Genomic DNA, 23,720 nt, shown 5'->3' with positions numbered 1-23,720 from the left:
ACTATCAATGGTGGCCTTATGGCGGGCGTGCAAGAGGTCAAAATGCGAGTTTGTGCATGAGTTGCGGTCAAATGAAGTTCCCGCTCTCTCGTTGCGTCAATTCCCGCACATCAGTCAGCCTGCCAGTGACAGCTGCGGCAGCGGCCATAGCGGGGCTCATCAAATGGGTGCGGGCACCTGGCCCTTGGCGGCCAACGAAATTGCGGTTGCTGGTCGACGCGCAGCGCTCTCCGGGGGGCACTTTATCGGGGTTCATTCCCAAGCAGGCGGAGCAACCCGGCTCTCGCCATTCCAATCCGGCATCGGTGAAGATCGTGTCCAGCCCTTCTGCTTCGGCTTGCAATTTAACCAAGCCAGAGCCTGGCACGATAATCGCCCATTTGACATTTGCGGCTTTCTTGCGGCCTTTCAAGATCTCGGCTGCGGCGCGCAGATCTTCGATCCTGCTGTTGGTGCAGCTGCCGATGAAGATGTTCTGGACCTCGACCTCGGACATTCTCTGGCCCGGCACCAGTCCCATATAATCAAGGCTTTTCTGCGCTGCTTCTTGCTTGGAACTGTCTGCGAAGCTGGCTGGATCGGGGACAGAACCGCCGATTGGGATAACGTCCTCTGGACTGGTACCCCACGTGACGGTCGGCTCGACATCGCTAGCGTCAATATGGACCGACTTATCAAAGTGCGCGCCGACATCGGTTTTAAGCGAGCCCCACCATGATACCGCTTTGTCCCATTCATCTCCGGTTGGCGAAAGGGGGCGACCCCGCAGATAAGCAACTGTCTTGTCATCAGGGGCAATCAAGCCTGCCCGCGCTCCTGCCTCGATTGACATATTACAGACGGTCAGCCGGCTTTCGATGCTCATCTGTTCGAACACGTCACCGCGATATTCGATCACATGGCCAGTGCCGCCTGCAGTGCCGACAATGCCGATAATATGAAGGATCAAATCTTTTGATGTAACACCTGGGCCAAGTTCGCCTTTGACGACAATCTCCATATTATTGGATTGCGTCAGCAGCAGTGTCTGCGTCGCCAGCACGTGCTCAACTTCGCTGGTGCCAATTCCAAATGCGAGCGCGCCCATGCCGCCATGCGCCGCCGTGTGCGAATCTCCGCAGACAATGGTGGTGCCCGGCAGCGAGAAGCCTTGTTCGGGGCCGACAACATGGACAATGCCTTGCTCGGCAGCGGTCGCGTCTATGTAGCGGATGCCGAATGCAGGTGCGTTGGCTTCCAGTGCTTCAAGCTGCGCTGCACTTTGCGGATCGGCAATCGGGATGCGCTTGCCGCCGGCATCTACGCGAGGCGTGGTCGGTAAATTGTGATCTGGTACCGCCAAAGTTAGATCAGGCCGGCGGACCTTGCGTCCGGCAATTCTCAGCGCTTCGAACGCCTGGGGGCTGGTTACTTCATGCACAAGATGCCGGTCGATGAAGATCAAGGCGGTGCCATCGTCGCGCGTTTCAACTACGTGCGAATCCCAAATCTTGTCGTAAAGTGTGCGCGGTTTGCTAGCCATGGGATGGAATTAGCGGCCAATCAGCAACAGTGGCAAGCTATCTCGCAATAACGAAATTTGTGTCATGGTATAGAAAGCTTTGTGTGCTTAACTTACACTCATGTCAGCAAAGCCATATAATTTCCCGATTACCATCATTCCCAGCGATATTGATTTCATGGGCCATGTGAACAACGCCCGCTATCTTGGTTGGGTGCAGGACGCGGTTTTATCGCATTGGCACAACATCGCCCCTGCCGAAGCGGTGGCGAGCAGGGCCTGGGTCGCGCTGAAGCATGAAATCACTTACCGAAAACCTGCCTTCCTTGATGACACGGGAGTGGCCGCAAACACTGTGCTGGAAAGCATCAAAGGTGCCCGCGCATTTTACAACACAGTGATCCAGCGCGGTGAAGAGGTGCTGGCAGAGATCCAGTCAAGCTGGTGTTGCATTGATACCGAAACCCTGCGCCCTGCGCGCATCGGAGAAGAGGTCGCCAAAATCTTCTTCACCAAGTGAATTGGTGTTAGAATTCACCGAACCGGGATATTTTGCTGTCACTGCGCATTCATCCTAAGATAGTTCCATGAAAGATAATCGCGCCCATCCGTCTGTCAGTTTGAAAAGCCGCGCTTCGCAGGCGGCGACTGGCCTGACACTGGCCGCGCTCATTTTCGGATCGTGGCTCAGTCTGCATTTTTTCTCCATGTTTGTGTTCGATTTGAGTCTTGCCAGCCTGCCGCTCGCGATTGCGATTGCGGCAGTCCAATGCTGGCTGTCAGTCGGACTGTTCATCGTCAGTCATGATGCGATGCATGGCTCTCTGGTCCCGGGTTCCAAGCGGATCAATTCGGCGATCGGGGCGACTTTGCTGTTCCTCTATGCCGGGTTCTCTTGGACCAAAATGCGCGGTGCCCATTTCGACCATCACCGGCTGGCGGGGAAGAAGGGCGATCCCGATTTTGACGAAAATCATCCTGCCGCTTTCTGGCCTTGGTACGCGACTTTCTTGCGCCGGTATTTCGGGCCGGGCTCGATTGTCTTCGTGTTCAGCGTGGTGATAATTTACGGGCTGGTGCTGGACGTGCCGCTTGGCAAAATTGTGCTCCTGTACGGCGCGCCAGCCATCGCATCATCGATCCAGCTATTTTATTTCGGCACTTTTCGCCCGCATCATCATGTTGATGGGAAAGGCGAGACATTCGCTGACCGCCACAATGCCCGCAGCGAGAATTTCGGCACGCTGGCAAGCCTCGCCAGCTGCTTCCATTTCGGCTATCATCACGAGCATCACTGCCGACCTGACACGCCTTGGTGGGCGCTGCCAAAGGTCCGGCGCGAAGTGTTGAACAAAGGAGCCGCCGCGTGAGCACGCTGGCAATCATCGGTATCATTCTTGCTTCGTTGATTGGCATGGAGCTGTTTGCGTGGTGGGCGCATAAATACATCATGCACGGCTGGGGTTGGGGCTGGCATCGCGACCACCACGAGCCGCATGACAAGGTGTTGGAGAAAAACGACCTGTTCGCGGTGGTGTTCGGCACCATCGTGTTTTTCATGTTTTTGATCGGATATTACTATTCCGCAACGCTGTGGTGGACCGCCTTTGGTATTACGCTTTACGGGCTGATCTACACGTTGGTGCATGATGGCTTGGTCCATCAACGTTACTGGCGATGGGTGCCCAAACGCGGATATGCGAAACGGCTGGTTCAGGCGCACAAGCTGCACCATGCGACCGTGGGCAAAGAAGGCGGCGTAAGCTTCGGCTTTGTTTTCGCGCGCGATCCGGCGAAGTTGAAGGCAGAACTGAAGCAGCAACGTGAGGCTGGCATCGCAGTGGTCCGCGACAGCGCTGGCGCTTAACCTGACCGCTAAATATGGGGTTTAGGGTGACACCTGCAACCTAACACACCTGCGCTACAGCACTGATTTTCCTAAATTACTCTGTTGGAGAACAGGTGACACATTTGCCCGGGTGCCAATTCCGCGGCTTTAGTAAATGCGGCCAAATTGACTAACGATGGGAAAGAGCGACTGCGAGACTAGCGCGGCAACATCGTGTAGGAAAATTCATTCTGCGCCGACAATTTTTCGAGGCTGGTTAGGGCGGCCAAGCAGCGCAGCCGATTTATGGAAACCTGTCCCGATCAGCGTTGGCTCGGCGCCTACTCGTTACGGGCCTACTCGTTACGGGCCTACTCGTTACGGGCCTACTCGTTACGGGCCTACTCGTTACGGGTTGCGATCCAACTGCCGGAAATTACCAGAACGGCGATCGAAATATATACATAGGGCACGCCCAGCGTGAGCCAAGTAACGACTACGCCGGCCGTCATCGCGCCAATGGCCATAATTTTGGATCGGCGGGAGATCGCCTTGCGTTCACGCCAATCGCGCAGATGCGCGCCCCATTGCGGATGTTTTAGCATGCGTTGTTCCCATTCGGGGTTGCTCCGCGCAAAACAGAATGCGGCGAGCAGCAAAAACGGGACGGTCGGAATAATCGGTAAGGCTGCACCAATCGCGCCAAGAGCAACCGCAATTAGACCGCCCGCAAGAAATAGCGGCCGCATATCAGGCGGCAGCGATGCGGGAGGCGTGTTGTTGTACCAGAGCGATCATATTGGGAATGCCTTGAGTCCTGTTCGAACTCAGCTGGTTGCTCAAATTAAACGGTGCAAGCGCAGCTTTGATATCCATAGATGCGACTTTGCCGGCGGGTTGGTCCTGCACAGCGGAAATCACCAGCGCGACAATGCCTTTGGTAATCGCCGCGTTGCTGTCAGCCAGAAAGTGAAGCGCGCCGCCATCATCGGTGGGGTACACCCACACGCTGGCTGAACAACCACGCACCAAAGTCGCATCGGTTTTTAGCGCGGCAGGCATTTCATCCAGCTCGCGGCCCAGCTCAATCAGCAGGCGGTACCGCTCATCGCCTTCGAGAAATTCATATTCTTCAAGGATGTCATCGAGTGTTCGCATGGCGTCCCATGTAGTGCGTGCGAATTACAAATCCACCCCGCTGGCGATGGCTTCCAATTTGCGGATGCGTTCTTTCAGATCGGCGATTTCGATCCGGGCTGCGCCGACCGGCGAACCGTGTTCCAATTCATAATCCTGCCGCATCTGGTGCAGCGGGGTCGAACGGCGGTCGAGTTCTTGTTCTTTCAGGGCAAGCCAACCCTGCCAACCGCGCAAGGCGATCATGGCGACAATCACTGTGCCTATTATCACTGTGCCATACATGATGATCTGTTCGTTCATTTCACAAATCCTCCCGATTTGCGGTGCATATAATTTGCTGCACCGGCTCGATTATTTGTCCCTGAGATTTTCGATTTCGTCTGAAATCTGCCTGATTTTCAGGCTTTCCGTAGTGTTGGCATCGGTCGCAATCCGTTCGAGGACCTTGATCCGCTCGCGCAGTTCTTCGACCTCGCGCCTGTCCGAAGTGTCGGTTTGCTGGATATATTGCTCATTGCCCTGCTTGTCGGCGATAATCCCCGCCTGGGCGCGGTATCGTGCGCGAAAAACACTTGTAACGGCGCCGATGGCCACGATTATGACGACTGCCGTCCAGAAACTCATTGGACTTTCTCCCTAGTCGCGAAATTCAGGTCAGCATCAGGCAGGCTGCGCAATTCGTCGATCTGGGCCGCTAGATCCTGGCCGCGATCTGTTGCAAGCCGTTCAAGAACGCGGACGCGCTGTTCGAGCTGGTCAATTTTCTTTGCCGAAGCCACCGGATTGGCGCTGCTATCTGCACGTTCAGCAGCATCGCGGCGTTCTTTATAGGCAATTTGGCGTTTGTGCATCGACATCACGCTGCCAAATACAATCAGCGCAGCCACAATCACGAAGCTGAAGATGATGACGAGTTCTGGCATCAGGCAGTTTCCTTCTTCGAAATATTGAGCGGTACGCCGCTATTGTTACTGGTGGCATCGGGCAGATCGCGCAGCGCCTCGATTTCCTCATTCAGGCGGTAGCCCTTGTCGGTCACGATGCGTTCGAGCGTCTCCATCCGTTTACCCTGGTCTTTCAGCAGGCCGACCAGTTCGGCATTTTCGGCGCGGAGCTGTTTGATCTCGCCGGTGTCCTTGGGTTTGGTTTTGCCGCCCCATTCATCTTCCAGCTCGTATCCATGCTTGGCACGGATCCAGTTGTTGATGATCCACGCGCCGTAAGAAACGGCAATGATGGCGATAACAAATTCAGGACTCCCCCAATTCATTATACCCGCTCCGCTTTGGCGATATTCAGCGGCGTACCGCTGCTTGCCTGATTGACTTCGCGAGTGTCGCGCAAGGCTTCGATCTGCGTGGCAATGTCATAGCCGCGATCGGTAACGATGCGTTCGAGTACCTGGACGCGCTGTTCGAGTTCGGCGGTGTGCGAGGCATATTGCGCCGCTTTCTCTGAACTCATTTCAGCGGTTGCTGCGATGCGTTTCTCTTCCAACTTCTTCTGGCTGCCAATCCAGACGATCCCCAAGACCATCAAGAACGGTGCCGATACGGCGACTAATCCAATTAGATCACCCATGATAATTTCCCCTCAAATTTGAATGTCAGCGCAGCCGTTCAATCTCTGCAGTCAGGCGCGGATTGCTGGTGACGTAATATGTTTCGATATCAGCTAGCCGGCGGTCGACATCGCGCATTTGGCTGCGGATCTGTCGCGCGGTGCGCTGCGGACTTTGACGTACGCCCTGCCAGTATTTTTGTTCTTCCTTGCCAACATAAAGATGCGCGGGCTTCTTGTTCAGAAGCAAACCGGCGATGAAGTAGGCAGGCAGCAGGATCGGCGCGATGGTCAACAACAAGATTATGAAGCCAAGGCGAACCCATAATGCGTTGACCCCGGTGTAGTCGGCAATTCCCGAACACACGCCCATCAATTTCGCGTTCTGTTTGTCGCGGTAAAGAGTTGTCCGTTCGCTGGTCATTACTGGGGTCCCTTCTTCTCGGCGATCAAGCGGTCAAGTTCGCGTAATTGTTGGTTGTCGACATCGCGGTCATGCATCAATTTGGCTGGCCGGTAGTCAGGATTGTCGCTGGCGACGAGCCGCTCGACTGTGTCCATCCGGTCATCAAGACGCTTGGCCAGGTGATACAATTCATCAAGTAGCTGCTCATCATCGTTGGTGATGGTGCCAGCGGTTTTCCACTTGGTGATATAATGCATAATCAGCCACGGGAGCGCGATGAAGAGTATCGGTACGATGATAATTTCACTTGGAAAATCCACTGGCTTAGTCCTTCTGATCTTGTGCGGCACCCTTCAGGGCTGCCTTCATTGCTTCCAATTCTTCATCGACCTTATCGGCACCTGCGAGCGCATCGATTTCGTCTGACAAAGAGGGCTGCTGTTTGGATCCATCTGCCAGTGACAGCGATTCGGCGCGGCCTTCGGCGTAATCGACCCGGCGTTCGAGTTGGTCGAACCGCGACAGCGCCTCGTCCACCCGCTCGTTCGACATCAGCGTGCGCAGCTTGACCCGGTTTTCTGCGCTTTCCAAACGAGCCGCGATGGCGGTCTGGCGGCTGCGGGCCTCGCGCAGGCGGTTTTGCAGTTTGTCGATATCTTTCTCGTAAGCGCGCAATGCGTCGTCGAGCACGGCGATTTCGGCCTTCAGTTGCTCTGACATATCGCCAGCTTTCTTCTTCTCGACCAAAGCTGCCCGGGCAAGATCTTCGCGATCCTTGCTAAGCGCCAATTGTGCTTTCTCGCCCCAATCGGCTTGCAAACGGTCAAGCTTAACCGTGTGCCGGTGCATTTCTTTTTGATCGGCAATGGTGCGTGCTGCGGATGCGCGCACTTCCACCAGAGTTTCCTCCATTTCGAGGATGATCATGCGGATCATTTTTGCCGGATCATCGGCATTATCGAGCATGTCGTTGAAGTTGGCGGCGATAATATCACGGGTGCGACTGAATATTCCCATCAAGGGTACTCCATTGGTGAACAAATTGGCTTTGATATCTGCGCGGAAAGTGGATTGTCCAGAGTCCGCAAGTAACGAGTTTTTTGAAGCCTGTGCCGGTGTTTGCGTTGGGGTGGGGCTGGTGCGGAGGCGTTCAACCTCGGCTTCGAACCGTGACACCACATTTTGGGCCGGAGCGCCTGAACCGCGTGGGGGGGTGTGTGCGGTGTTGGCGCCAGACTGGGGATGCGCCTTCTTTTCGCGCTCCGGCCCTAGGGGGTTGGTGGGGGAAGGGGTGTTCATGCCAGCTCGACAGCTTCGAACTGAACGATTTCCGAATGCGCCGAAGCGTAAGCGGGGCTGAACTGCATTTGCGAACTCAGAACAACAAATGCGCACATCGCTGCGATGCTGGCGAGTGCAGCCTGACCCAATTTGCTTTTAAAGAAGCTGCGGTCATACATGGCTTGATTTCCTTCCGATTGGTGTTGTTCATTACATAGCAAGGGGTGTGCCAAACGGATAATTATCAATTTATTCAATATCTTACAGGTTCATATCAATTTTTGACTTGGCGACTATTGCCAAGATGTGGGAAATTTCACTATAGGTTGGGTTATGGAGCGCGAAAATCAATTTATCGGCCAGTCTGGTGCCTTTCTTGATGCGGTCGAGCGTGCCAGTCGCGCGGCTCCTATGCGCCGTCCGGTTCTGGTGATCGGCGAACGCGGCACGGGTAAGGAATTGATCGCCGAACGCCTTCACCGCCTCTCCGAACGTTGGGGAGAGCCGCTGGTCACGATGAACTGCGCCGCTCTGCCCGAAACGCTGATCGAGGCCGAATTGTTCGGCCACGAAGCAGGAGCTTTCACCGGCGCTACCAAAGCGCGCGCGGGAAGGTTTGAAGAAGCCGACAAAGGTACGTTATTTCTCGACGAACTGGGCACGCTGTCGATGGCTGCGCAGGAAAGGTTGCTGAGGGCGGTTGAATATGGCGAAGTGACCCGCATCGGATCCTCCCGCCCGATCAATGTCGACGTCCGGATTGTCGCAGCAACAAACGAAGACCTGCCCCGGTTGGCGGAAGAAGGAACCTTCCGTGCCGATTTGCTCGACCGGCTCACCTTTGAAGTGATTACGCTGCCCCCGCTGCGCGTGCGCGAGGGTGATGTCGAAGTGCTGGTTGATTATTTCGGGCGGCGGATGGCTGCGGAAATCGGATGGGAAGGGTGGCCCGGTTTTGCCCCGCACGTCGCCAGGCAATTGGACAATTATGAATGGCCGGGCAACGTCCGAGAATTGCGCAATGTTGTGGAGCGGGCGATTTACCGCTGGGACAATTGGAAAGACCCGATTGGCCATGTGCAATTCAATCCATTCGATTCGCCTTGGAAACCGCTGCCCTCAAAAACTCGCACGTTTGACCCAGACGATGCCGGCAAGCCTACAGCAACTGCGACTGCAACACAGGCTAATTCAACCGCCGCGCTTGAAGAGGTCAGTGACCTGCGCGCCGCCGTTGATGACCATGAACGCAGCATAGTCGAACACGCGCTTGGCAAGCACCGCTGGAACCAGCGGCAAACCGCCAAGGCTCTCGGCCTGACCTATGACCAACTGCGCCATTGCATCAAGAAACATGGGCTGGCCGACGAAACCTGACATCTGCGGTTTGTCGCGGGGGCGACTGACCGGCCTTTTCAAACAATCAGGGCTTGCCCTCTAAGCCGCCATCGGTAATGTCGCCGGCGGACTAAGGGGTCGTTGCATAATGACAATCAAGGGAGCCCGCATCGCAGGGGGCCTCAATTATTTAATCTCGGCCTTGATAGTGGCCTTGATTCTGGCGGCAGTTTCTGGCGTTTTCGGCGCGAGAATTGCAAATGCACAAGTCGTGCCCTCGGTCCTCGAAGAATTGAGGCTCGTAACCGAGGATAAGGAAAGCGCGACCTTCATCCTGCGGTTCTCTCCTGCTGAACCCCGCATAGCCCCTGCTGAAAGCAACGCAAACCGGCTTGAACTGATAATGGCCACCACTTTGAAAACGGGCCGGGTCAGAACCAAGCAAACCTATCGCGGCCTTGTTCGTTCGCTGCAGTTTTTCAATCAAGGCAGCAGCCTGGTTTTGAGATTTGATACTGCGCTGCCGGCAACGATGAATATCCAGCGAATGGGCAATAATGCAGTACAGGTACGGATTGAGAAAGTCTCCGACGAAGAAGTGTTAGGGAGCAGGCCCATCGGGTCAGCTGGCGAAGAAGTTATTCCTCAGCAGGAACTCAATCGCACGCCTGTTGACGCCTATCAGCCCGGCGATGCCTATGATCTGATTTTTCTGAAATACGCCGATGTGTCTGAAGTCGTCGGTCTGTTGTCAGAGGGCGTCGAGATTGCCCCCAACGATGTGTTCATCCGCCGCGAGCCGGGGTTTGGTTCGCCCGGCGCATCGCAGCAGTCGAATTATTTTGGCGCGCCGCAACAGCAGACCGAGCGAGAGCAGGTCCCGCTTGGCCAGAACTTTGGTGACGGGCTGGCGATCGATCGCCGGTTGAACGCAATCTGGGTTACGGGAACGCAGGACCGGATTGACCGGGTCCGGAGGCAAATCGAATTAATCGATGTTCCGGTCGATAGCGTTATTTTGGAAACCCAATTTGTCGAATTGACAGAAACCGGTGCGCGCAATCTGGGCATCGATCTCAACAACCAGAACGGGCAGGTTGGTATCGGGACACTGAGCACCGGATCGTTTTTGCCGTTTGGCCTCGACCCGAATGATATTCTGCCATCAGGCGCGCTTCAGGCAGCGGTCTATGCGCAAATCCAGAAGGGCGAAGGCCGTATCGTTTCGCGTCCGCGCATTGCCGCGCAAAGCGGGTCGACCGCAAAGATTATTACCGGCGATGCCCTGCCCATTCTGACCTCAATCCAATTGTCGGGTGTCAACGGCGTGTCGCAGCAGGTCCAATATGTGAATGTAGGCGTGACGTTGCAAATTGCGCCGCGGGTTAGCAGCGACGGCTATATAACGTCGAAGATATATGGCGTGGTATCGAGCGTTACCGGCTTTTCCCAAGGCTATCCCACAATCAGCCAGCGTGAGGCGGAGACCAGCGCCTCGGTCCGCGACGGAGAAACCTTCGTGATTGGCGGGCTGACCCAGGAAAATGTTTTGACGACCAATTCGAAGATCCCGCTGCTGGGGGATATCCCGATCGTCGGCGCCCTGTTCCGCAACGAACGATCAACCAGTACCAAAACCGAACTTTATATCGTGATTACCCCGCGCATTGTGCGGCACCGCCGGTTTGAAATTGCCGAACAGGCTGATTCTGTAGCTAGCGAATCAACTATTGAGACCAGCGGCCTCATTGAGCTGGAGCCAGTCGCCGAGTAGGGCTTGGTATTTTATAGCGCAAACCAAAGTAAATTGGCAATAAAATTACAAGCTGTACTTGTAAAATAGGAGGCAGATTGAGTTTCTATCTCTCATGGCTCCAAATTGTGACCGAGCCATAAACCAAATCAATCTCGGAATTAAAGGAAATTCTGAGTTACCTAAAAATTAATACTCTTTTATTCTCGACAATCCAGTTTCAAGCGATACACCTATTGCTCCAGTCAGCCACGGGTCGCTGATTGAAAAATAAACTGGAGAGGGAAAAATATGAAAGTTGCATCATTGGCCGTTCTTTCGGCTCTACCATTGGTAGCACTGGCAACTCCTGCGCAGGCGCAGAACGCGGGCGACAAGATCGCCGGAAGCTACATCTGTGTTTTCGAAAAGGGCAAGGTTTCACGCAGCAACGCACGCGCAGAAGCGCAGCGTTCGGCTCAGGCTAACGCTGCTCAACTAAAGCATGTCTATTCGGTCGCCTTGCGCGGTTTTGCGGTCAACGCGTCGCCGCAAGCGATTGAGAATATGAAGCGCGGCAATGCCAACATCGCTTATTGCGAGCAAGATCAAGTGATCAATGCCATCCAATTCCAGGGCAATGGTCCTAGCATTCGCAAGGGTAAGCCCGGCGATGGCGGCGGTGGCGCACAGCCAGCCCAGGAAACCCCATGGGGCATCGCCCGCGTAAATGGCGGCGGCGCTGGTAGCTTCAACACCGCATGGGTTATCGATAGCGGCATCCAGCTTGATCACCCTGATCTCAACGTGGATGTTGCGCGCTCGGCAAGTTTTGTCCGTGGCGATGCAGGTGACCAGAACGGCCACGGTACGCATGTTGCCGGCACGATTGCTGCTTTGGACAATAATATTGGCGTAATCGGTGTGGCGCCGGGCGCTCCTGTTGTGGCTGTCCGTGTGCTTGACCGCCGCGGTTCGGGTTCGAACTCGGGTGTTATCGCTGGTATCGATTATGTAGCGCAATATGGCCGTCCCGGTGACGTTGCGAATATGAGCCTAGGCGGCGGTGTTAGCCCCGCGCTTGATCAGGCGGTTGTTGATGCAGCTGCTGGCGGCGTTCGCTTTGCACTTGCAGCGGGTAACGAGCGTGATGACGCGAACAACCACTCGCCAGCACGCGCAAACGGACCAAATGTGTTCACCGTTTCATCCTTCGCAATTGGCGACAACTGGTCGAGCTTTTCCAACTATGGCAACCCGCCGGTTGATTTTGCCGAGCCGGGTTCGTCGATCAAATCGACATGGACCGGCGGCGGATACAACACCATTTCCGGCACCTCGATGGCTACACCGCACCTCGCGGGTATCCTTCTCCAAGGTGCGGTCGGGAATGGCGGCCGCGTAAATGGCGATCCAGACGGAAACCCTGATGTTATTGGTGTGGTCAACTAAGCACCGGTAATTTTACAGACCAATTCAAGAAGGGTCCGGTTCGCGCCGGGCCCTTTTTGTTGCCATATGGGCGATGTGCTGTCACTTTACCTCGATTGCTAAAGGAGCCCTAGCTTGCGAAAATTTGTTGCCTTTCTGCTTTTGTCGTCGGCCTGGCCGTTATCAGTTGCGGCCCAAGCTGAAGCGGTGGAGCCAGCATCGACGCCGCCCGTTCCCGCATTGGCAGAGCCCACTGCGGAACAATCTGCCGCGAATGCAACGGCCAAAGCGCTCGGCTTGCGAATTTACCGGCATGATCAGGCAGCTTGGCACGGCACCGATGCCTTGACCGGCAAGATCAAATTTGGAGAGCATCCCGAAATCCGCGATTATTTGACCGAGGAACTCGCGGATGGCCGGATTGCGCTGGTCTATTACGCTGAAGCATCGGGCAAGAAATTCGAATTTGCCCGGCTGGTAGTCAAAGGTTCGACCGTCATTTCTACCGAAGTCCACTCTGATATGACCCAGCACCCGCTTTCGGCCAGTCTGGAAAAGCAGGCAGCGGCACGTCAGGCAGCTTTGGAGCAAGGCGTTAAAGAGAATTTATCGCTCTGCGGCGCTGGGGGCGCCAATATAATCTCTCTTCCGGCTGACGCTGAAGGGCAGATTGCGGTTTATATTACGTCGTCGCAGTCGGTGCCTTATGAATTTCCGCTCGGGGGACATTATTTGCTGACGGTGAATGACCAGAATATGGTCATCAGTGGGCGCGCGTTTATGCCGGGCTGCTATGCTGCGCCGATTATCAATGAAGATGTGACCAACGGACCAGACGATTACAGCTTTGCGCATATATTAGACCGGCAACCCAACGAGATTCACTATTTCGTTGCGCAATATGCGAATGTTCCGCTGTCGATCACTGCAGGCAATGCCTTGTGGACGGTCGGGCGAGAGGCGGTCGGGCGAGAGGTGGCGGGCGGATCTGCGGCCGCCCAGTAATCTGCCTATAAGCCAGTAATCTGCCTATAAGGAAATCCATATTTAGCCAAGTTTAATGCTTATTCTGCGAAACCCTTCGAACATTATTGCCAATAACCTTGCGGCGTTCCTGACGGCATAGACGCGGAGTATCTCAAAATTACAGATTGATCCTTGCGCTTGGCGATCCTCTCGCCTATCTGGACACCAATCCGACATCGTTGAGACAATGTAGGGCTGGCGCCGAAAGGGGCTGGCACCAAAGCCCGTTGGCTTCAACCGATGTCCAAATATTGGAGACCGAATGGCCGATCTGGCTCGCCTGACACAGATTATCGAACCCGAAGCGCAGGCGCTCGGCTTTGATCTTGTGCGCGTGGTGATGATTTCCTCAGAAGCCGGCGACGGCGACCGCGCCTTGCAGATTATGGCGGAAGACCCCGCGACGGGTCAGCTGGTCATCGAACAATGTGCTGCGCTTTCCCGCGCCGTGTCCGAGAAAATCGACGCACTGGAAGAGCAGGGCGATATGCTGATTGAGGGGGCCTATCACCTTGAGGTAAGTTCGCCGGGAATCGACCGGCCGCTCACCCGAGTGAAAGATTTTACCAAATGGGCCGGGCACGCGGTTAAAGTGTCGTTGACCGAGAAGGTTGATGGCCTGCGCAATATTCGCGGGAAATTGACCGGTATTGATGGCAATGCTGGCACAGAGATTATTACGGTTGAAGATAACCGGGCCGGGACGGTATCTTTTCCGTTCGGTTCACTCCATTCGGCAAAACTGGTCCTGACGGACGAGTTGATTGCCGCGACCAAGCCGTTGGATACCAGCGGCGCGGATGAAATCACCACCGACGAACCTAACGATGAAGAGAAGGCTGACGACTAATGGCCAGTGCAATTTCCGCCAATAAAGCCGAGCTGATCGCGATTGCGAACGCTGTTGCGACCGAAAAGATGATCGACAAATCGATCGTCATCGAAGCGATGGAAGAGGCAATCCAGAAAAGCGCGCGCAACCGCTATGGTGCTGAAAATGACATTCGCGCCAAGCTTGACCCGATGACGGGCGATTTGCGCTTGTGGCGTGTGGTTGAGGTAGTTGAGGAAGTCGAAGATTACTTCAAGCAAGTAGATCTGAAGGCTGCGCAAAAGCTGGAAGCCGATGCGAAAATCGGTGATTTTATTGTCGATCCGCTGCCCCCTGTTGATCTGGGCCGCATCGACGCGCAATCTGCCAAGCAAGTGATCTTCCAGAAGGTCCGCGATGCCGAGCGTGAACGTCAGTATGAAGAGTTTAAAGACCGCACTGATGAAGTCATCACCGGCGTTATCAAATCGGTCGAATTTGGCCATGTGATCGTCAACCTCGGCCGTGCAGAAGGTGTCATCCGCCGCGACCAGCAAATTCCGCGCGAAGCCGCACGTGTTGGCGAGCGCGTCCGCGCGCTCATCACCAAGGTTGAGCGCAACAATCGCGGTCCACAGATCTTCTTGAGCCGCGCTGCGCCCGAATTCATGCGTAAATTATTCGCGCAGGAAGTGCCTGAAATCTACGACGGCATTATCGAAATCAAAGCCGCCGCACGCGATCCCGGCAGCCGTGCCAAAATTGGCGTTATCAGCCACGACAGCAGCATCGACCCGGTCGGTGCCTGCGTCGGTATGAAGGGTAGCCGTGTTCAAGCCGTCGTGCAGGAATTGCAGGGCGAGAAGATCGACATCATTCCATGGTCGGAAGACACTGCGACCTTCGTGGTCAACGCGCTCCAGCCTGCGACCGTTGCCCGCGTTGTTCTCGACGAGGATGAAGGCCGCATCGAAGTTGTCGTCCCGGATGATCAGCTGTCGCTCGCTATTGGCCGCCGCGGCCAGAATGTCCGTCTCGCCAGTCAGCTGACCGGCCACCAGATCGATATCATGACCGAGGAAGAAGCGTCCGAGAAGCGTCAGAAAGAATTCGCCGAACGTTCGAAGATGTTCGAAGAAGAACTCGACGTTGATGAAACGCTGTCGCAGCTGCTGGTTGCCGAAGGTTTTGCCGAGTTGGAAGAAGTTGCCTATGTGGAGCTGGCAGAACTCGGTGCAATCGAAGGTTTCGACGAAGACCTTGCCGAAGAATTGCAAAGCCGTGCGCTTGAGGCGATCGAACGTCACGAAGCCGCTGCCCGCACAGAGCGCCGTGAAATGGGCGTTGAAGATGCGTTGGCTGAAATGCCTCACCTGACCGAGCAGATGCTGGTAGTGCTGGGCAAGGCGGACATCAAGACACTCGACGATCTGGCCGATCTGGCCACCGACGAGTTGATTGCCAAAAAGCGCGAAGCGCCAAAGCGTCGCCAGAATCCCGCCGATGGCCCCCGTTTGCGTGCCGACGTTCAGTCGAAGCGCGCAGAGGACAAAGGCGGCGTGCTGGGCGAATATGGCCTGACCGAAGAACAGGGCAACGAGATTATTATGGCTGCCCGCGCGCATTGGTTCGAAGACGAGGAACCGGCTGCTCCAGCCGCTTCCGCTGCCGAGCCCGACACACAGGAGGCCGCTGATGCGGACTCCACACAATGAGCCTGTAGCTTCCGACATCTCTGAAACCGTATCGGGGCGAGGGCACAAGGCCTCCGCACCCGAACGGCGCTGTATTCTGTCCGGGGAGATTACCCCGAGAGACAGCCTAATCCGTCTCGCCATATCACCTGCCAAGGATGATGGGTCGCATGATGTGATGCCCGACGCATTGGCGCGGGCCCCGGGGCGCGGTGCGTGGCTGGGCGTGACGAGGGCGGAGTTGGAGATCGCGCTGCAAAAGGGCAAATTGCGCGGTGCGCTGGCGCGGGCATTCAAAGGTACAAAACTGAATGTGCCCGACAATCTGCCCGACCTTATCGAAAGCGCGTTAATCCGCGTCATGTTGGACCGGCTGGGACTTGAAATGCGCGCGGGAAGGCTGATCTTAGGATCGGACCGTATTACCGAACAGGCGCGGTCTGGCCGTGTGGCATTGCTGCTGCACGCTAATGACTCAAGCGAGGATGGCCGCAAGAAGTTGGACCAATCCTGGCGTGTGGGACGTGAAACCGAAGGATCGGGTGAACGCGGCGTAACCTTGCCACTGGACCGGGCCGCCCTGTCTGTGGCATTGGGCCGTGAGAATGTCGTTCACATGGCGCTGGCGGATGATTCATCAGCCGAGCGGGTCCAATCGGTCCTGGCGCGCCTTATGCATTTCCTACGGGCGGATGTGCCCCTACTACAAGATGGCGAGGCACATGATGCGCCGCGCCAAGATGCCGTGACGACGAATTGAAATTTGAAGGACTGAGACGAGCTTTATGAGCGACGAAGACAACAAACCGACCCGTACCCGCAAGCCCCTTGGGCTAAAGACGGCGGCTGGCGGCGGCGAAGTCAAACAGACTTTCAGTCATGGCCGGACGAATAAAGTCACGGTTGAAGTAAAGCGGCGCCGTAAGCTGGTGAAGCCGGGCGAAGAGCCTACGGCTACGCCTGCGCCGGCACCTGCGCCTGAGCCGGTTGCGGCTCCTCCGCCTCCTCCTGCGCCCAAGAAGGAAGCACCCAAGCGGAAAGTCGCTGACTCCAGCGAGACTCCGCAAGAACGGGTTGCGCGCCTCCAGCGTGAAGCCGAGGAAGCACGCCTACGTGCAACGGAAGCTTCCGCACGCCGTGAAGAAGAGCTGAAGCAGCAGAGTCTCGAAGACGAGAAGAAGCGCGCAGAAGAAAACCTCGCGAAGGAAAAGGAAGAAGCGAAAGCTCCTGCGAAGGAAGCCGATGCGCCTGCTGAAAAACCCGCTGAAACAGTGGCTGAGGAAGCGTCCGAAACTCCGGCTACCGAACAGCCCGCTACTGAAGCGGCTGCGACCGAAGAAAAAGCCGCACCTGCGCCGGCTGCACGCCGGTTTACCCCGGTTGCACGGCCTGAGCCTAAGCGTCCTGAAAAGAAGAAAAAAGAAGAACGCCAGACCAAAGGCAGCGAAACCGACAAACGCCGCTCGGGCAAGCTAAGCGTTACCAAGGCACTAAACGAGGATGAAGGCCGCCGCGCCCGCAGCCTCGCCGCGCTCAAACGTGCGCGTGAGAAAGAACGCCGTGAACAAGGCGGTGGCTCTAGCAAACCGCGCGAGAAGCAAGTGCGCGATGTTAAGGTGCCCGAAGCGATTACCGTTGGCGAATTGGCCAAACGGATGGGTGAAAAGGGTGCCCAGCTGGTCAAGGCGTTGTTCAACATGGATATGATGGTCACCGTCAACCAGACGATTGATCAGGACACTGCAGAATTGCTGGTCGAGGAATTCGGCCACAATATCGAGCGTGTTTCGGCCGATGATGTCGAAATCAAGGTCGAGCAGGATGTCGATCCCGAAGAAACGCTGAAACCGCGTCCGGCGGTGGTCACCATTATGGGTCATGTCGATCACGGCAAAACCAGCCTGCTCGATGCGCTGCGCGGGACCAATGTGACCAAGGGCGAAGCTGGCGGTATTACCCAGCATATCGGTTCTTACCAGATTGAAACCAAGGACAAGACCAAGATCACGTTCCTGGATACGCCTGGCCACGCTGCCTTCACCGAAATGCGTCAACGCGGTGCCAATGTCACCGATATCGTTGTGCTGGTGGTGGCTGCCGATGATGGCATTATGCCGCAAACCATCGAAGCGATTAAGCACACTCAGGCGGCTGGTGTGCCGATGATTGTGGCGATCAACAAGATGGATAAGCCGGAAGCGAACCCGCAGAAAATCCGCGAACGTCTGCTTGAACATGAAGTCATCGTGGAATCGATGTCGGGTGAAGTGCAGGATGTCGAGATTTCAGCCAAGGAAGGCACCAATCTGGACGAACTGATCGAAAAGATTTCGCTTCAGGCTGAATTGCTTGAGCTGAAAGCCAATCCGGATCGTTTCGCCGATGCGACTGTGATCGAGGCGCAATTGGACAAGGGCCGCGGCCCAGTCGCTACTGTGCTGGTTACACGCGGTACGCTAAAACGCGGCGACACATTTGTGGTCGGCACCGAAAGCGGCAAGGTTCGTGCAATCGTCAATGACCAAGGCAAGCAGATCAAGGAAGCTGGCCCGTCAATGCCGGTTGAAGTTCTGGGCCTTGGCGGCGTGCCGGGTGCAGGCGAGCAATTGACCGTTGTCGAGAACGAACAGCGCGCTCGCGAAGTGGCCCAATATCGCCGCGAAAAAGCGACCGAGCAGCGGACCGCGCTGGCTCCGACCAACTTTGATACGATGTTCACCAATTTGCAAAGCAATCTGGTCGAATTCCCTGTATTGGTGAAAGCCGATGTGCAGGGCAGTGTCCAAGCAATTGTCACTGCATTGCACAATCTGGGCAATGATCTGATCAAGGTCCGCGTGCTGCATGCAGGCGTGGGTGCGATCACCGAAAGCGACGTGACTTTGGCGGCAGCCTCGAACGCGCCGATTATAGGCTTTGGCGTTCGTCCAAATCCGAAAGCGCGCGAATTGGTCAAGCGTGACGGCGTCGAGATGAAATATTTCGACGTAATCTATCATCTGACCGACGAGATCGCCAAGGAAATGGCTGGCGAACTTGGTCCGGAAAAGATCGAGCACGTTGTTGGTCGCGCCGAAGTCAAAGAAGTCTTCAAATCGGGCAAGAAGGACAAAGCCGCTGGCCTCATGGTCACCGAAGGCGTCTTGCGCAAAGGCCTGTTTGCACGCCTTACCCGCGACGATGTCATTGTCTCGGCAACGACTATCGCTTCGCTGCGGCGCTTCAAAGACGATGTGGATGAAGTCCGCACCGGCCTCGAATGCGGCGTGGTTCTGGAAGACACGAATGATGTGAAACCGGGCGACAGCCTCGAAGTCTTCGAAATCGAGGAGCGTGAGCGGGTTCTTTAATCGGGGATTCGAGTGACAGAAGAAGCGCCCATTTTTACCAAGCAACGATCCCCATCGGCCAAGCTGATGGGGTCGGAGTTTGTTTCTTTTGACGCTGAAACTGCGACCGTGACTGTCAGTTACACCCCGCCGCCATCCTTCGCGTCACCGCGCGGGGCGGTGCAGGGCGGGCTTATCGGCGGGTTTCTGGACGAGGTAATGGGCACGGCTTTGCTCGCGGTAACGGGAGGCGAATTGCTGCCGCTCAACCTTGATCTCAGCATGACGTTTTGCCGGATGGTCCCGCTTGAAACGATCACAGCCAAAGGGCGGGTTATCCGCTCCGGTCGCCGCGTGGCGTTTTTGGAGGGTGAATTGTTCGACAAGGATGGCAATCTGCTGGCCCGCGCGACTTCCACCGCTATTCCTACGCCCGTGCCCTCTGCAGGCGCGGAGAAGCAATGATGGATTTCATGAAAAAAGCGTGGCCGCATGCCGAACTTATGAGCGCGGAATTTGTGTCTTTCGACAAAGACACCGATACCATCACCATGAACTTCACTGCACCTGAAAGCTTCATCACCCCGCGCGGCAGCGTGCAGGGCGGTTTGGTCGCCGGATTCCTCGATGAGGCGATGGGCTGGGCTTACACCTACTCGACCGGAGGGCAATTCTCTCCGCTAATGCTCGACGTCAATTTCTCGCTGCTACGGCCCGTTCGCCAAGGTCCAATCGTTGCCGAAGGCCGCGTGGTGAAGGCCGGCAAGCGCGTGCTGTTCCTCGCTGCCGAGCTTAAGGAGATAGACGGCACCATTCTGGCCCGCGCAACCTCGACCTGTATTCCGACGCAAAATCCCGGGATGACAGCCTAATGCGCTATGTCGCGTTCCTTGGCAGCATCAATGTCGGCGGCAACCGCTTGCTGATGGAAGATTTGCGCCGTGTGCTGCGCTACGAAGATTTTGACGATGTAGAAACAGTGGTCGCCAGCGGAAATGTGTTATTCACCCATGCCGAGGGGCCATCCGAAGGGATCGCCGAAAAGCTTGCTTGGACGGTAAACGAGGAATTTGACATCGAAAGCTTCGTCGCCGTGCGAACGCGCGATGAACTCGCTGCGACAATCGCCGAAAACCCGTTTGCCGAAGATGGTGAAGACAATTTCGTCCACACCATGTTTCTGGCGGACGAGCCGGGTGAATTCGCCGTAAAATCGCTGGTTATCGATCATGAAGGTCGTGGGAACGAGCGGATCGCCGCGGGGACCAAGGCGCTGCATGTCGATTATGCCGATGGCGTGGCACGCAGCAAGCTGACCGGTGACTTCATTCAGCGGCGGCTTGGATTATCCGGCACGGCGCGTAATATGCGCAGCATGAAGCGAATTCTCGCCAAAATGGATGAACTGGACGCCTGATGGCCCGACAACCCGCAACTTCCGAACAGCAATCCGTCCGCGTCCTGAAGGTGGGCGAGCGGGTGCGTCATATCCTGTCCGAATTACTCGCACGCGGCGAAGCGCATGATGATGTGCTACGAGCGACCACGATCAGCGTCACCGAGGTACGAATGACGCCCGATCTGCGCAATGCGAAAGTCTATGTAAAGCCGCTGCTCGGCGAAGATGAGGACGTGGTGCTAAAAGCGCTGCGGACTAACACCGCATTCTTCCAACGCGAAGTCGCCAAGCGCCTAGGCCTGAAATTTGCGCCCAAACTGCAATTCAAACCCGACGAAAGCTTCGACGAAGCCAGCCGGATCGAACAATTGCTCAACGACCCCAAGATCGTCCGCGATCTTGACGATGGCCAAGATCTCTAAACCATAGAACTACTTGCTGGGCGCCGCCGAAGTCGGCACGTCAATAAATACACTCGCGCCAGGTCCGAGCGGTAGGTCAAGCACCACCCAGCCGATGGTCATGGCGAGGCCAGCGACCATCAATCCGATTGAGTATGGGAGCATGGTCGCCGCCAAGCTGCCGAGGCCGAAATCCTTGTTCCAGCGCTGGCAGAATATCAGGATCAGCGGGAAATAGACCATCAGCGGCGTGATGATATTGGTCGCGCTGTCACCTACGCGGTAGGCCGCAGTGGCCATTTCCGGCGAGACACCCAGCAGCATCAGCATTGGGACCAGCACGGGCGACAGCAGCGCCCATTTTGCGCTGGCTGAACCGACGAAAATGTTGAGCAGCGCCGAGACGAGGATAATTGCCGCCAGTAGCGCCCAAGCCGGAAGACCGGACGAACCGAGGAAGTCCGCGCCCTGCACCGCCAGGATCAGGCCAAGGTTGGACCAGGCAAACATCGCCACAAAATGCGCGGCGGCAAAGGCGAGGACCATGTAATAGGCAAGGTCCTCCATCGCGCCCGACATCATTTTTACGAGGCCGCGATGATCTTCAATTGTCCCGGCACCTTTGCCGTAGGCCCAGCCTGCGAGCAGGAACAGCAGGAAGAACCCGCCGACGAGGCTTTGGTAGAACGGGGTCAGCTGAGCCTCTGGCGTCGCGCTTTCATCGATTAGCGGAGTGCCCGGGCCGAAAGTGAATGCGAGCCATAGCCCAACCACACCCAGAACGGCGAGGCCGGCCCAGCGAAGGCCTTTGCGCTCACCATCGGTCAATGCGCGGTCGGTTTGTTCTTCAGTATCGGCGCGGCCTGCATTGGCAGGGTCCCATTTGCCGAGGCGCGGCTCAATCATTTTGTCGGTGACATACCAAATGACCGGTAGAAAAATGAAAGTCATCGCAGCGATAAAATACCAATTGCCTGCGATATTGGCGGTGAAATCTCCGAACACGGTTTCCACTGCGGCTTCGGTTATGCCGAACAGCAGCGCGTCCAGTTGACCGGGCAACAAATTGGCCGAAAATCCACCTGAGACACCGGCAAAAGCCGCCGCGATACCTGCAATCGGGTGGCGTCCAGCGGCATGAAAGATGATGCCTGCAAGTGGGATAAGTACGACATAAGCAGCGTCGGCAGCAAGGTTCCCCAACATGCCGACCAACACCACAATCGGCGTCAGCAGCGCAACCGGAGCATTGCGAACACCGGCGCGCATCGCGGTTCCAAACAGGCCAGCGCGTTCCGCAACGCCCGCACCTAACATCACCACCAACACATATCCGAGCGGGTGAAAGTGGGTGAAGGTCTTGGGCATTTCGACCCATAAACGCTGGATATTTTCAGCCGATATCAAGCTGGCGGCGGAGATCATCCGCGCCTGACCCGTCGCTTCATCGATTTCGGTCGGGTGCATCGCGGACCAGCCAGAGATGCTTGCGACAATTGAGATGACAACAAGAATGGCGATCAGCCAGAAGAACAGAAAGACCGGATCGGGCAATTTGTTACCGCTGCGTTCGATCCAACCCAAAACACCCTTTTGCGCCGCCGCATCTGCCACTGGTAATTTCCCTTGAGTGCCGAAATCTATGCGCGCTTCTAACTTCAGTGTTGATGGAATTGCAATGGCTCTCGCGCAGAATGTTTCGGCTCGCTAGCATGGCGCAATGGCCAAACTCTATTTCTATTATGCCAGCATGAATGCAGGCAAGTCGACCACGTTGCTGCAGGCGGATTTCAATTACCGCGAACGCGGCATGACCACTATGCTGTGGACTGCCAAGCTGGATGACCGCGCTGCTGACAAGGCGATCAAAAGCCGTATCGGGTTGGGCGCAGAGGCCCACCGATATGAAGGTGGTACCGATTTATGGGACCGGATCAGCGCGGCGCATTCGGTCGAACCGATTGATTGCGTGCTGATTGACGAGGCGCAATTCCTGACCGGCGAGCAGGTTTGGCAATGTGCCCGGTTGGCCGATCAAGCAGGCATTCCGGTGCTGTGTTATGGATTGCGAACCGATTTCCAGGGGGAATTGTTTCCGGGGTCAGCCGCTTTGCTGGGCATCGCGGATTCGCTCGTGGAGCTGAAAGCTGTGTGTCATTGCGGCCGCAAGGCGAGCATGAATTTGCGCGTCGATGCCAGCGGCGCGGCGGTGAAGGCAGGCGAGCAAACTGAAATTGGCGGTAATGACCGCTATGTCGCGCTGTGCCGGAGACATTTCAGCGAGGCGCTCGGTGACTAATCTCTCGGCAATTCTCGAAGGCGGGCCAGTGCGGCTTGAACCGCTGGCGCAGCATCACCTGGAACCCCTGCGAGCGGCTTGTGCCGAAGACCCGGAAATTTGGGAAATATACCCGGTTAATATGCTGGGTGATGATTTTGATGCCGCCATGGAGCGGTTCCATGCAATGGACAATTGGGTGAAGTTCGCGGTCATAGACGCTGCAACCGGCCAGCTTGTCGGAATGACCAATTACATCAGCCCCGATGCGTTTGGCGTGGTCGAAATTGGTGGAACCTATATTGCACCTATGGCGCGCAGGACTGGTTTTAATCGAGCGATGAAAAAACTTCTGATCGAGCATGCTTTTGCGAACGGTTTCCGCAAGATCCGCTTCAATATTGATACGCGCAACACGCGTTCGATGGCAGCGGTTGCGAAGCTGGGGGCTTTACGCGAAGGGACGCTGCGCCAAGATCGGATAACTTGGACCGGCTATATCCGCGACACGGCGGTATTCGGCCTGCTTCGCGAAGAATGGGCTGGTTGACCGGGGCAAGGGAGC

The 23,720-nt window shown here is 56.2% G+C and carries 30 protein-coding genes; 17 read left to right on the top strand and 13 right to left on the bottom strand.

Annotated features, from left to right (window positions below; all coding sequences use genetic code 11):
• Positions 1 to 67 precede the first annotated feature (67 nt).
• Positions 68 to 1,522: a 3-isopropylmalate dehydratase large subunit gene (gene leuC / locus GRI36_RS12760; protein WP_160598800.1), complete on the bottom strand. Its 1,455-nt coding sequence runs from the start codon at positions 1,520 to 1,522 to the stop codon at positions 68 to 70.
• Between the two features lie 100 nt (positions 1,523 to 1,622).
• Between leuC and GRI36_RS12755 the strand changes: the two genes are divergently transcribed.
• The 3 genes from GRI36_RS12755 to GRI36_RS12745 all read left to right on the top strand — a co-directional run bounded on the left by GRI36_RS12755 (position 1,623) and on the right by GRI36_RS12745 (position 3,368).
• On the top strand, positions 1,623 to 2,021 hold the full coding sequence (locus GRI36_RS12755; RefSeq protein ID WP_160598799.1) for an acyl-CoA thioesterase: 399 nt from the start codon (positions 1,623 to 1,625) through the stop codon (positions 2,019 to 2,021).
• Between the two features lie 67 nt (positions 2,022 to 2,088).
• Entirely contained in the window at positions 2,089 to 2,871 is a 783-nt protein-coding gene (locus GRI36_RS12750; protein ID WP_160598798.1) for a fatty acid desaturase, read from the top strand.
• A complete protein-coding gene (locus GRI36_RS12745) occupies positions 2,868 to 3,368 on the top strand; it encodes a sterol desaturase family protein (protein ID WP_160598797.1) in 501 nt (166 codons plus the stop codon). The genes GRI36_RS12750 and GRI36_RS12745 overlap by 4 nt, the downstream gene beginning before the upstream one ends.
• 362 nt (positions 3,369 to 3,730) lie before the next feature.
• On the opposite strand, the gene GRI36_RS12740 is transcribed toward GRI36_RS12745, so the two are convergent.
• From GRI36_RS12740 to GRI36_RS13770, 11 genes are read right to left on the bottom strand one after another with little or no spacing between them, the layout of a single operon-like run.
• The gene (locus tag GRI36_RS12740; RefSeq protein WP_160598796.1) at positions 3,731 to 4,078 is read right to left on the bottom strand and encodes a YbaN family protein; all 348 of its coding nucleotides are present in this window, start codon (positions 4,076 to 4,078) and stop codon (positions 3,731 to 3,733) included.
• A 1-nt stretch (position 4,079) separates the two neighbouring features.
• Positions 4,080 to 4,487, bottom strand: a complete 408-nt coding sequence (locus tag GRI36_RS12735; RefSeq protein WP_160598795.1) for a SufE family protein — start codon at positions 4,485 to 4,487, stop codon at positions 4,080 to 4,082.
• Between the two features lie 24 nt (positions 4,488 to 4,511).
• Positions 4,512 to 4,769 (bottom strand): hypothetical protein, encoded by a 258-nt coding sequence (locus tag GRI36_RS12730; RefSeq protein WP_160598794.1) that lies wholly within the window; start codon positions 4,767 to 4,769, stop codon positions 4,512 to 4,514.
• A 51-nt stretch (positions 4,770 to 4,820) separates the two neighbouring features.
• Positions 4,821 to 5,093, bottom strand: coding sequence for a hypothetical protein (locus tag GRI36_RS12725; RefSeq protein ID WP_160598793.1), 273 nt, complete (start codon positions 5,091 to 5,093; stop codon positions 4,821 to 4,823).
• A complete protein-coding gene (locus GRI36_RS12720) occupies positions 5,090 to 5,392 on the bottom strand; it encodes a hypothetical protein (protein ID WP_160598792.1) in 303 nt (100 codons plus the stop codon). Before GRI36_RS12720 ends, GRI36_RS12725 begins: the two co-directional genes overlap by 4 nt.
• Positions 5,392 to 5,739, bottom strand: coding sequence for a hypothetical protein (locus GRI36_RS12715; protein ID WP_160598791.1), 348 nt, complete (start codon positions 5,737 to 5,739; stop codon positions 5,392 to 5,394). The genes GRI36_RS12720 and GRI36_RS12715 overlap by 1 nt, the downstream gene beginning before the upstream one ends.
• Positions 5,739 to 6,050 (bottom strand): hypothetical protein, encoded by a 312-nt coding sequence (locus GRI36_RS12710; protein ID WP_160598790.1) that lies wholly within the window; start codon positions 6,048 to 6,050, stop codon positions 5,739 to 5,741. The genes GRI36_RS12715 and GRI36_RS12710 overlap by 1 nt, the downstream gene beginning before the upstream one ends.
• A gap of 25 nt (positions 6,051 to 6,075) precedes the next feature.
• Positions 6,076 to 6,453: an envelope stress response membrane protein PspC gene (gene pspC, locus GRI36_RS12705; RefSeq protein WP_160598789.1), complete on the bottom strand. Its 378-nt coding sequence runs from the start codon at positions 6,451 to 6,453 to the stop codon at positions 6,076 to 6,078.
• A complete protein-coding gene (pspB, locus tag GRI36_RS12700) occupies positions 6,453 to 6,755 on the bottom strand; it encodes an envelope stress response membrane protein PspB (protein ID WP_328598397.1) in 303 nt (100 codons plus the stop codon). The genes pspC and pspB overlap by 1 nt, the downstream gene beginning before the upstream one ends.
• A 4-nt stretch (positions 6,756 to 6,759) precedes the next feature.
• The gene (pspA, locus tag GRI36_RS12695; protein ID WP_235902268.1) at positions 6,760 to 7,734 is read right to left on the bottom strand and encodes a phage shock protein PspA; all 975 of its coding nucleotides are present in this window, start codon (positions 7,732 to 7,734) and stop codon (positions 6,760 to 6,762) included.
• Positions 7,731 to 7,895, bottom strand: a complete 165-nt coding sequence (locus GRI36_RS13770; protein WP_202392174.1) for a hypothetical protein — start codon at positions 7,893 to 7,895, stop codon at positions 7,731 to 7,733. The genes pspA and GRI36_RS13770 overlap by 4 nt, the downstream gene beginning before the upstream one ends.
• Before the next feature lie 154 nt (positions 7,896 to 8,049).
• Between GRI36_RS13770 and pspF the strand changes: the two genes are divergently transcribed.
• The 12 genes from pspF to rbfA all read left to right on the top strand — a co-directional run bounded on the left by pspF (position 8,050) and on the right by rbfA (position 20,898).
• A complete protein-coding gene (pspF, locus tag GRI36_RS12690; protein ID WP_160598788.1) occupies positions 8,050 to 9,093 on the top strand; it encodes a phage shock protein operon transcriptional activator in 1,044 nt (347 codons plus the stop codon).
• A gap of 109 nt (positions 9,094 to 9,202) precedes the next feature.
• Complete coding sequence (locus GRI36_RS12685) at positions 9,203 to 10,828, top strand: type II secretion system protein GspD (RefSeq protein ID WP_160598787.1); 1,626 nt, start codon at positions 9,203 to 9,205, stop codon at positions 10,826 to 10,828.
• Positions 10,829 to 11,098: 270 nt separating this feature from the next.
• Entirely contained in the window at positions 11,099 to 12,238 is a 1,140-nt protein-coding gene (locus tag GRI36_RS12680) for a S8 family serine peptidase (RefSeq protein ID WP_160598786.1), read from the top strand.
• A 114-nt stretch (positions 12,239 to 12,352) separates the two neighbouring features.
• On the top strand, positions 12,353 to 13,222 hold the full coding sequence (locus tag GRI36_RS12675; RefSeq protein ID WP_160598785.1) for a hypothetical protein: 870 nt from the start codon (positions 12,353 to 12,355) through the stop codon (positions 13,220 to 13,222).
• Positions 13,223 to 13,505: 283 nt separating this feature from the next.
• Positions 13,506 to 14,093 (top strand): ribosome maturation protein RimP, encoded by a 588-nt coding sequence (gene rimP / locus GRI36_RS12670; protein WP_160598784.1) that lies wholly within the window; start codon positions 13,506 to 13,508, stop codon positions 14,091 to 14,093.
• Positions 14,093 to 15,769: a transcription termination factor NusA gene (nusA, locus tag GRI36_RS12665; protein WP_160598783.1), complete on the top strand. Its 1,677-nt coding sequence runs from the start codon at positions 14,093 to 14,095 to the stop codon at positions 15,767 to 15,769. Before rimP ends, nusA begins: the two co-directional genes overlap by 1 nt.
• Entirely contained in the window at positions 15,750 to 16,508 is a 759-nt protein-coding gene (locus GRI36_RS12660; protein ID WP_160598782.1) for a DUF448 domain-containing protein, read from the top strand. Before nusA ends, GRI36_RS12660 begins: the two co-directional genes overlap by 20 nt.
• Positions 16,509 to 16,533: 25 nt before the next feature.
• Complete coding sequence (gene infB, locus GRI36_RS12655) at positions 16,534 to 19,098, top strand: translation initiation factor IF-2 (protein WP_160598781.1); 2,565 nt, start codon at positions 16,534 to 16,536, stop codon at positions 19,096 to 19,098.
• A 12-nt stretch (positions 19,099 to 19,110) separates the two neighbouring features.
• Positions 19,111 to 19,542, top strand: a complete 432-nt coding sequence (locus tag GRI36_RS12650; protein ID WP_160598780.1) for a PaaI family thioesterase — start codon at positions 19,111 to 19,113, stop codon at positions 19,540 to 19,542.
• 8 nt (positions 19,543 to 19,550) lie between these two features.
• The gene (locus GRI36_RS12645) at positions 19,551 to 19,949 is read left to right on the top strand and encodes a PaaI family thioesterase (protein ID WP_235902266.1); all 399 of its coding nucleotides are present in this window, start codon (positions 19,551 to 19,553) and stop codon (positions 19,947 to 19,949) included.
• Positions 19,949 to 20,494: a DUF1697 domain-containing protein gene (locus GRI36_RS12640; protein ID WP_160598779.1), complete on the top strand. Its 546-nt coding sequence runs from the start codon at positions 19,949 to 19,951 to the stop codon at positions 20,492 to 20,494. The genes GRI36_RS12645 and GRI36_RS12640 overlap by 1 nt, the downstream gene beginning before the upstream one ends.
• Complete coding sequence (rbfA, locus tag GRI36_RS12635) at positions 20,494 to 20,898, top strand: 30S ribosome-binding factor RbfA (protein ID WP_160598778.1); 405 nt, start codon at positions 20,494 to 20,496, stop codon at positions 20,896 to 20,898. The genes GRI36_RS12640 and rbfA overlap by 1 nt, the downstream gene beginning before the upstream one ends.
• A 9-nt stretch (positions 20,899 to 20,907) precedes the next feature.
• Here the strand turns inward: rbfA and GRI36_RS12630 are convergent, their stop codons facing one another.
• On the bottom strand, positions 20,908 to 22,491 hold the full coding sequence (locus tag GRI36_RS12630) for an AbgT family transporter (protein WP_160598777.1): 1,584 nt from the start codon (positions 22,489 to 22,491) through the stop codon (positions 20,908 to 20,910).
• Between the two features lie 106 nt (positions 22,492 to 22,597).
• Between GRI36_RS12630 and GRI36_RS12625 the strand changes: the two genes are divergently transcribed.
• Complete coding sequence (locus GRI36_RS12625; protein WP_160598776.1) at positions 22,598 to 23,176, top strand: thymidine kinase; 579 nt, start codon at positions 22,598 to 22,600, stop codon at positions 23,174 to 23,176.
• Positions 23,169 to 23,705, top strand: coding sequence for a GNAT family N-acetyltransferase (locus GRI36_RS12620; RefSeq protein ID WP_328598396.1), 537 nt, complete (start codon positions 23,169 to 23,171; stop codon positions 23,703 to 23,705). The genes GRI36_RS12625 and GRI36_RS12620 overlap by 8 nt, the downstream gene beginning before the upstream one ends.
• Positions 23,706 to 23,720: the final 15 nt, after the last annotated feature.

Origin of the sequence: Pontixanthobacter gangjinensis (assembly GCF_009827545.1) — a bacterium.
GTDB classification, from domain to species: Bacteria; Pseudomonadota; Alphaproteobacteria; order Sphingomonadales; family Sphingomonadaceae; genus Pontixanthobacter; species Pontixanthobacter gangjinensis.
Note: the sequence above shows the minus strand (reverse complement) of the source record. Positions and strands in the feature narration are given on the sequence as shown.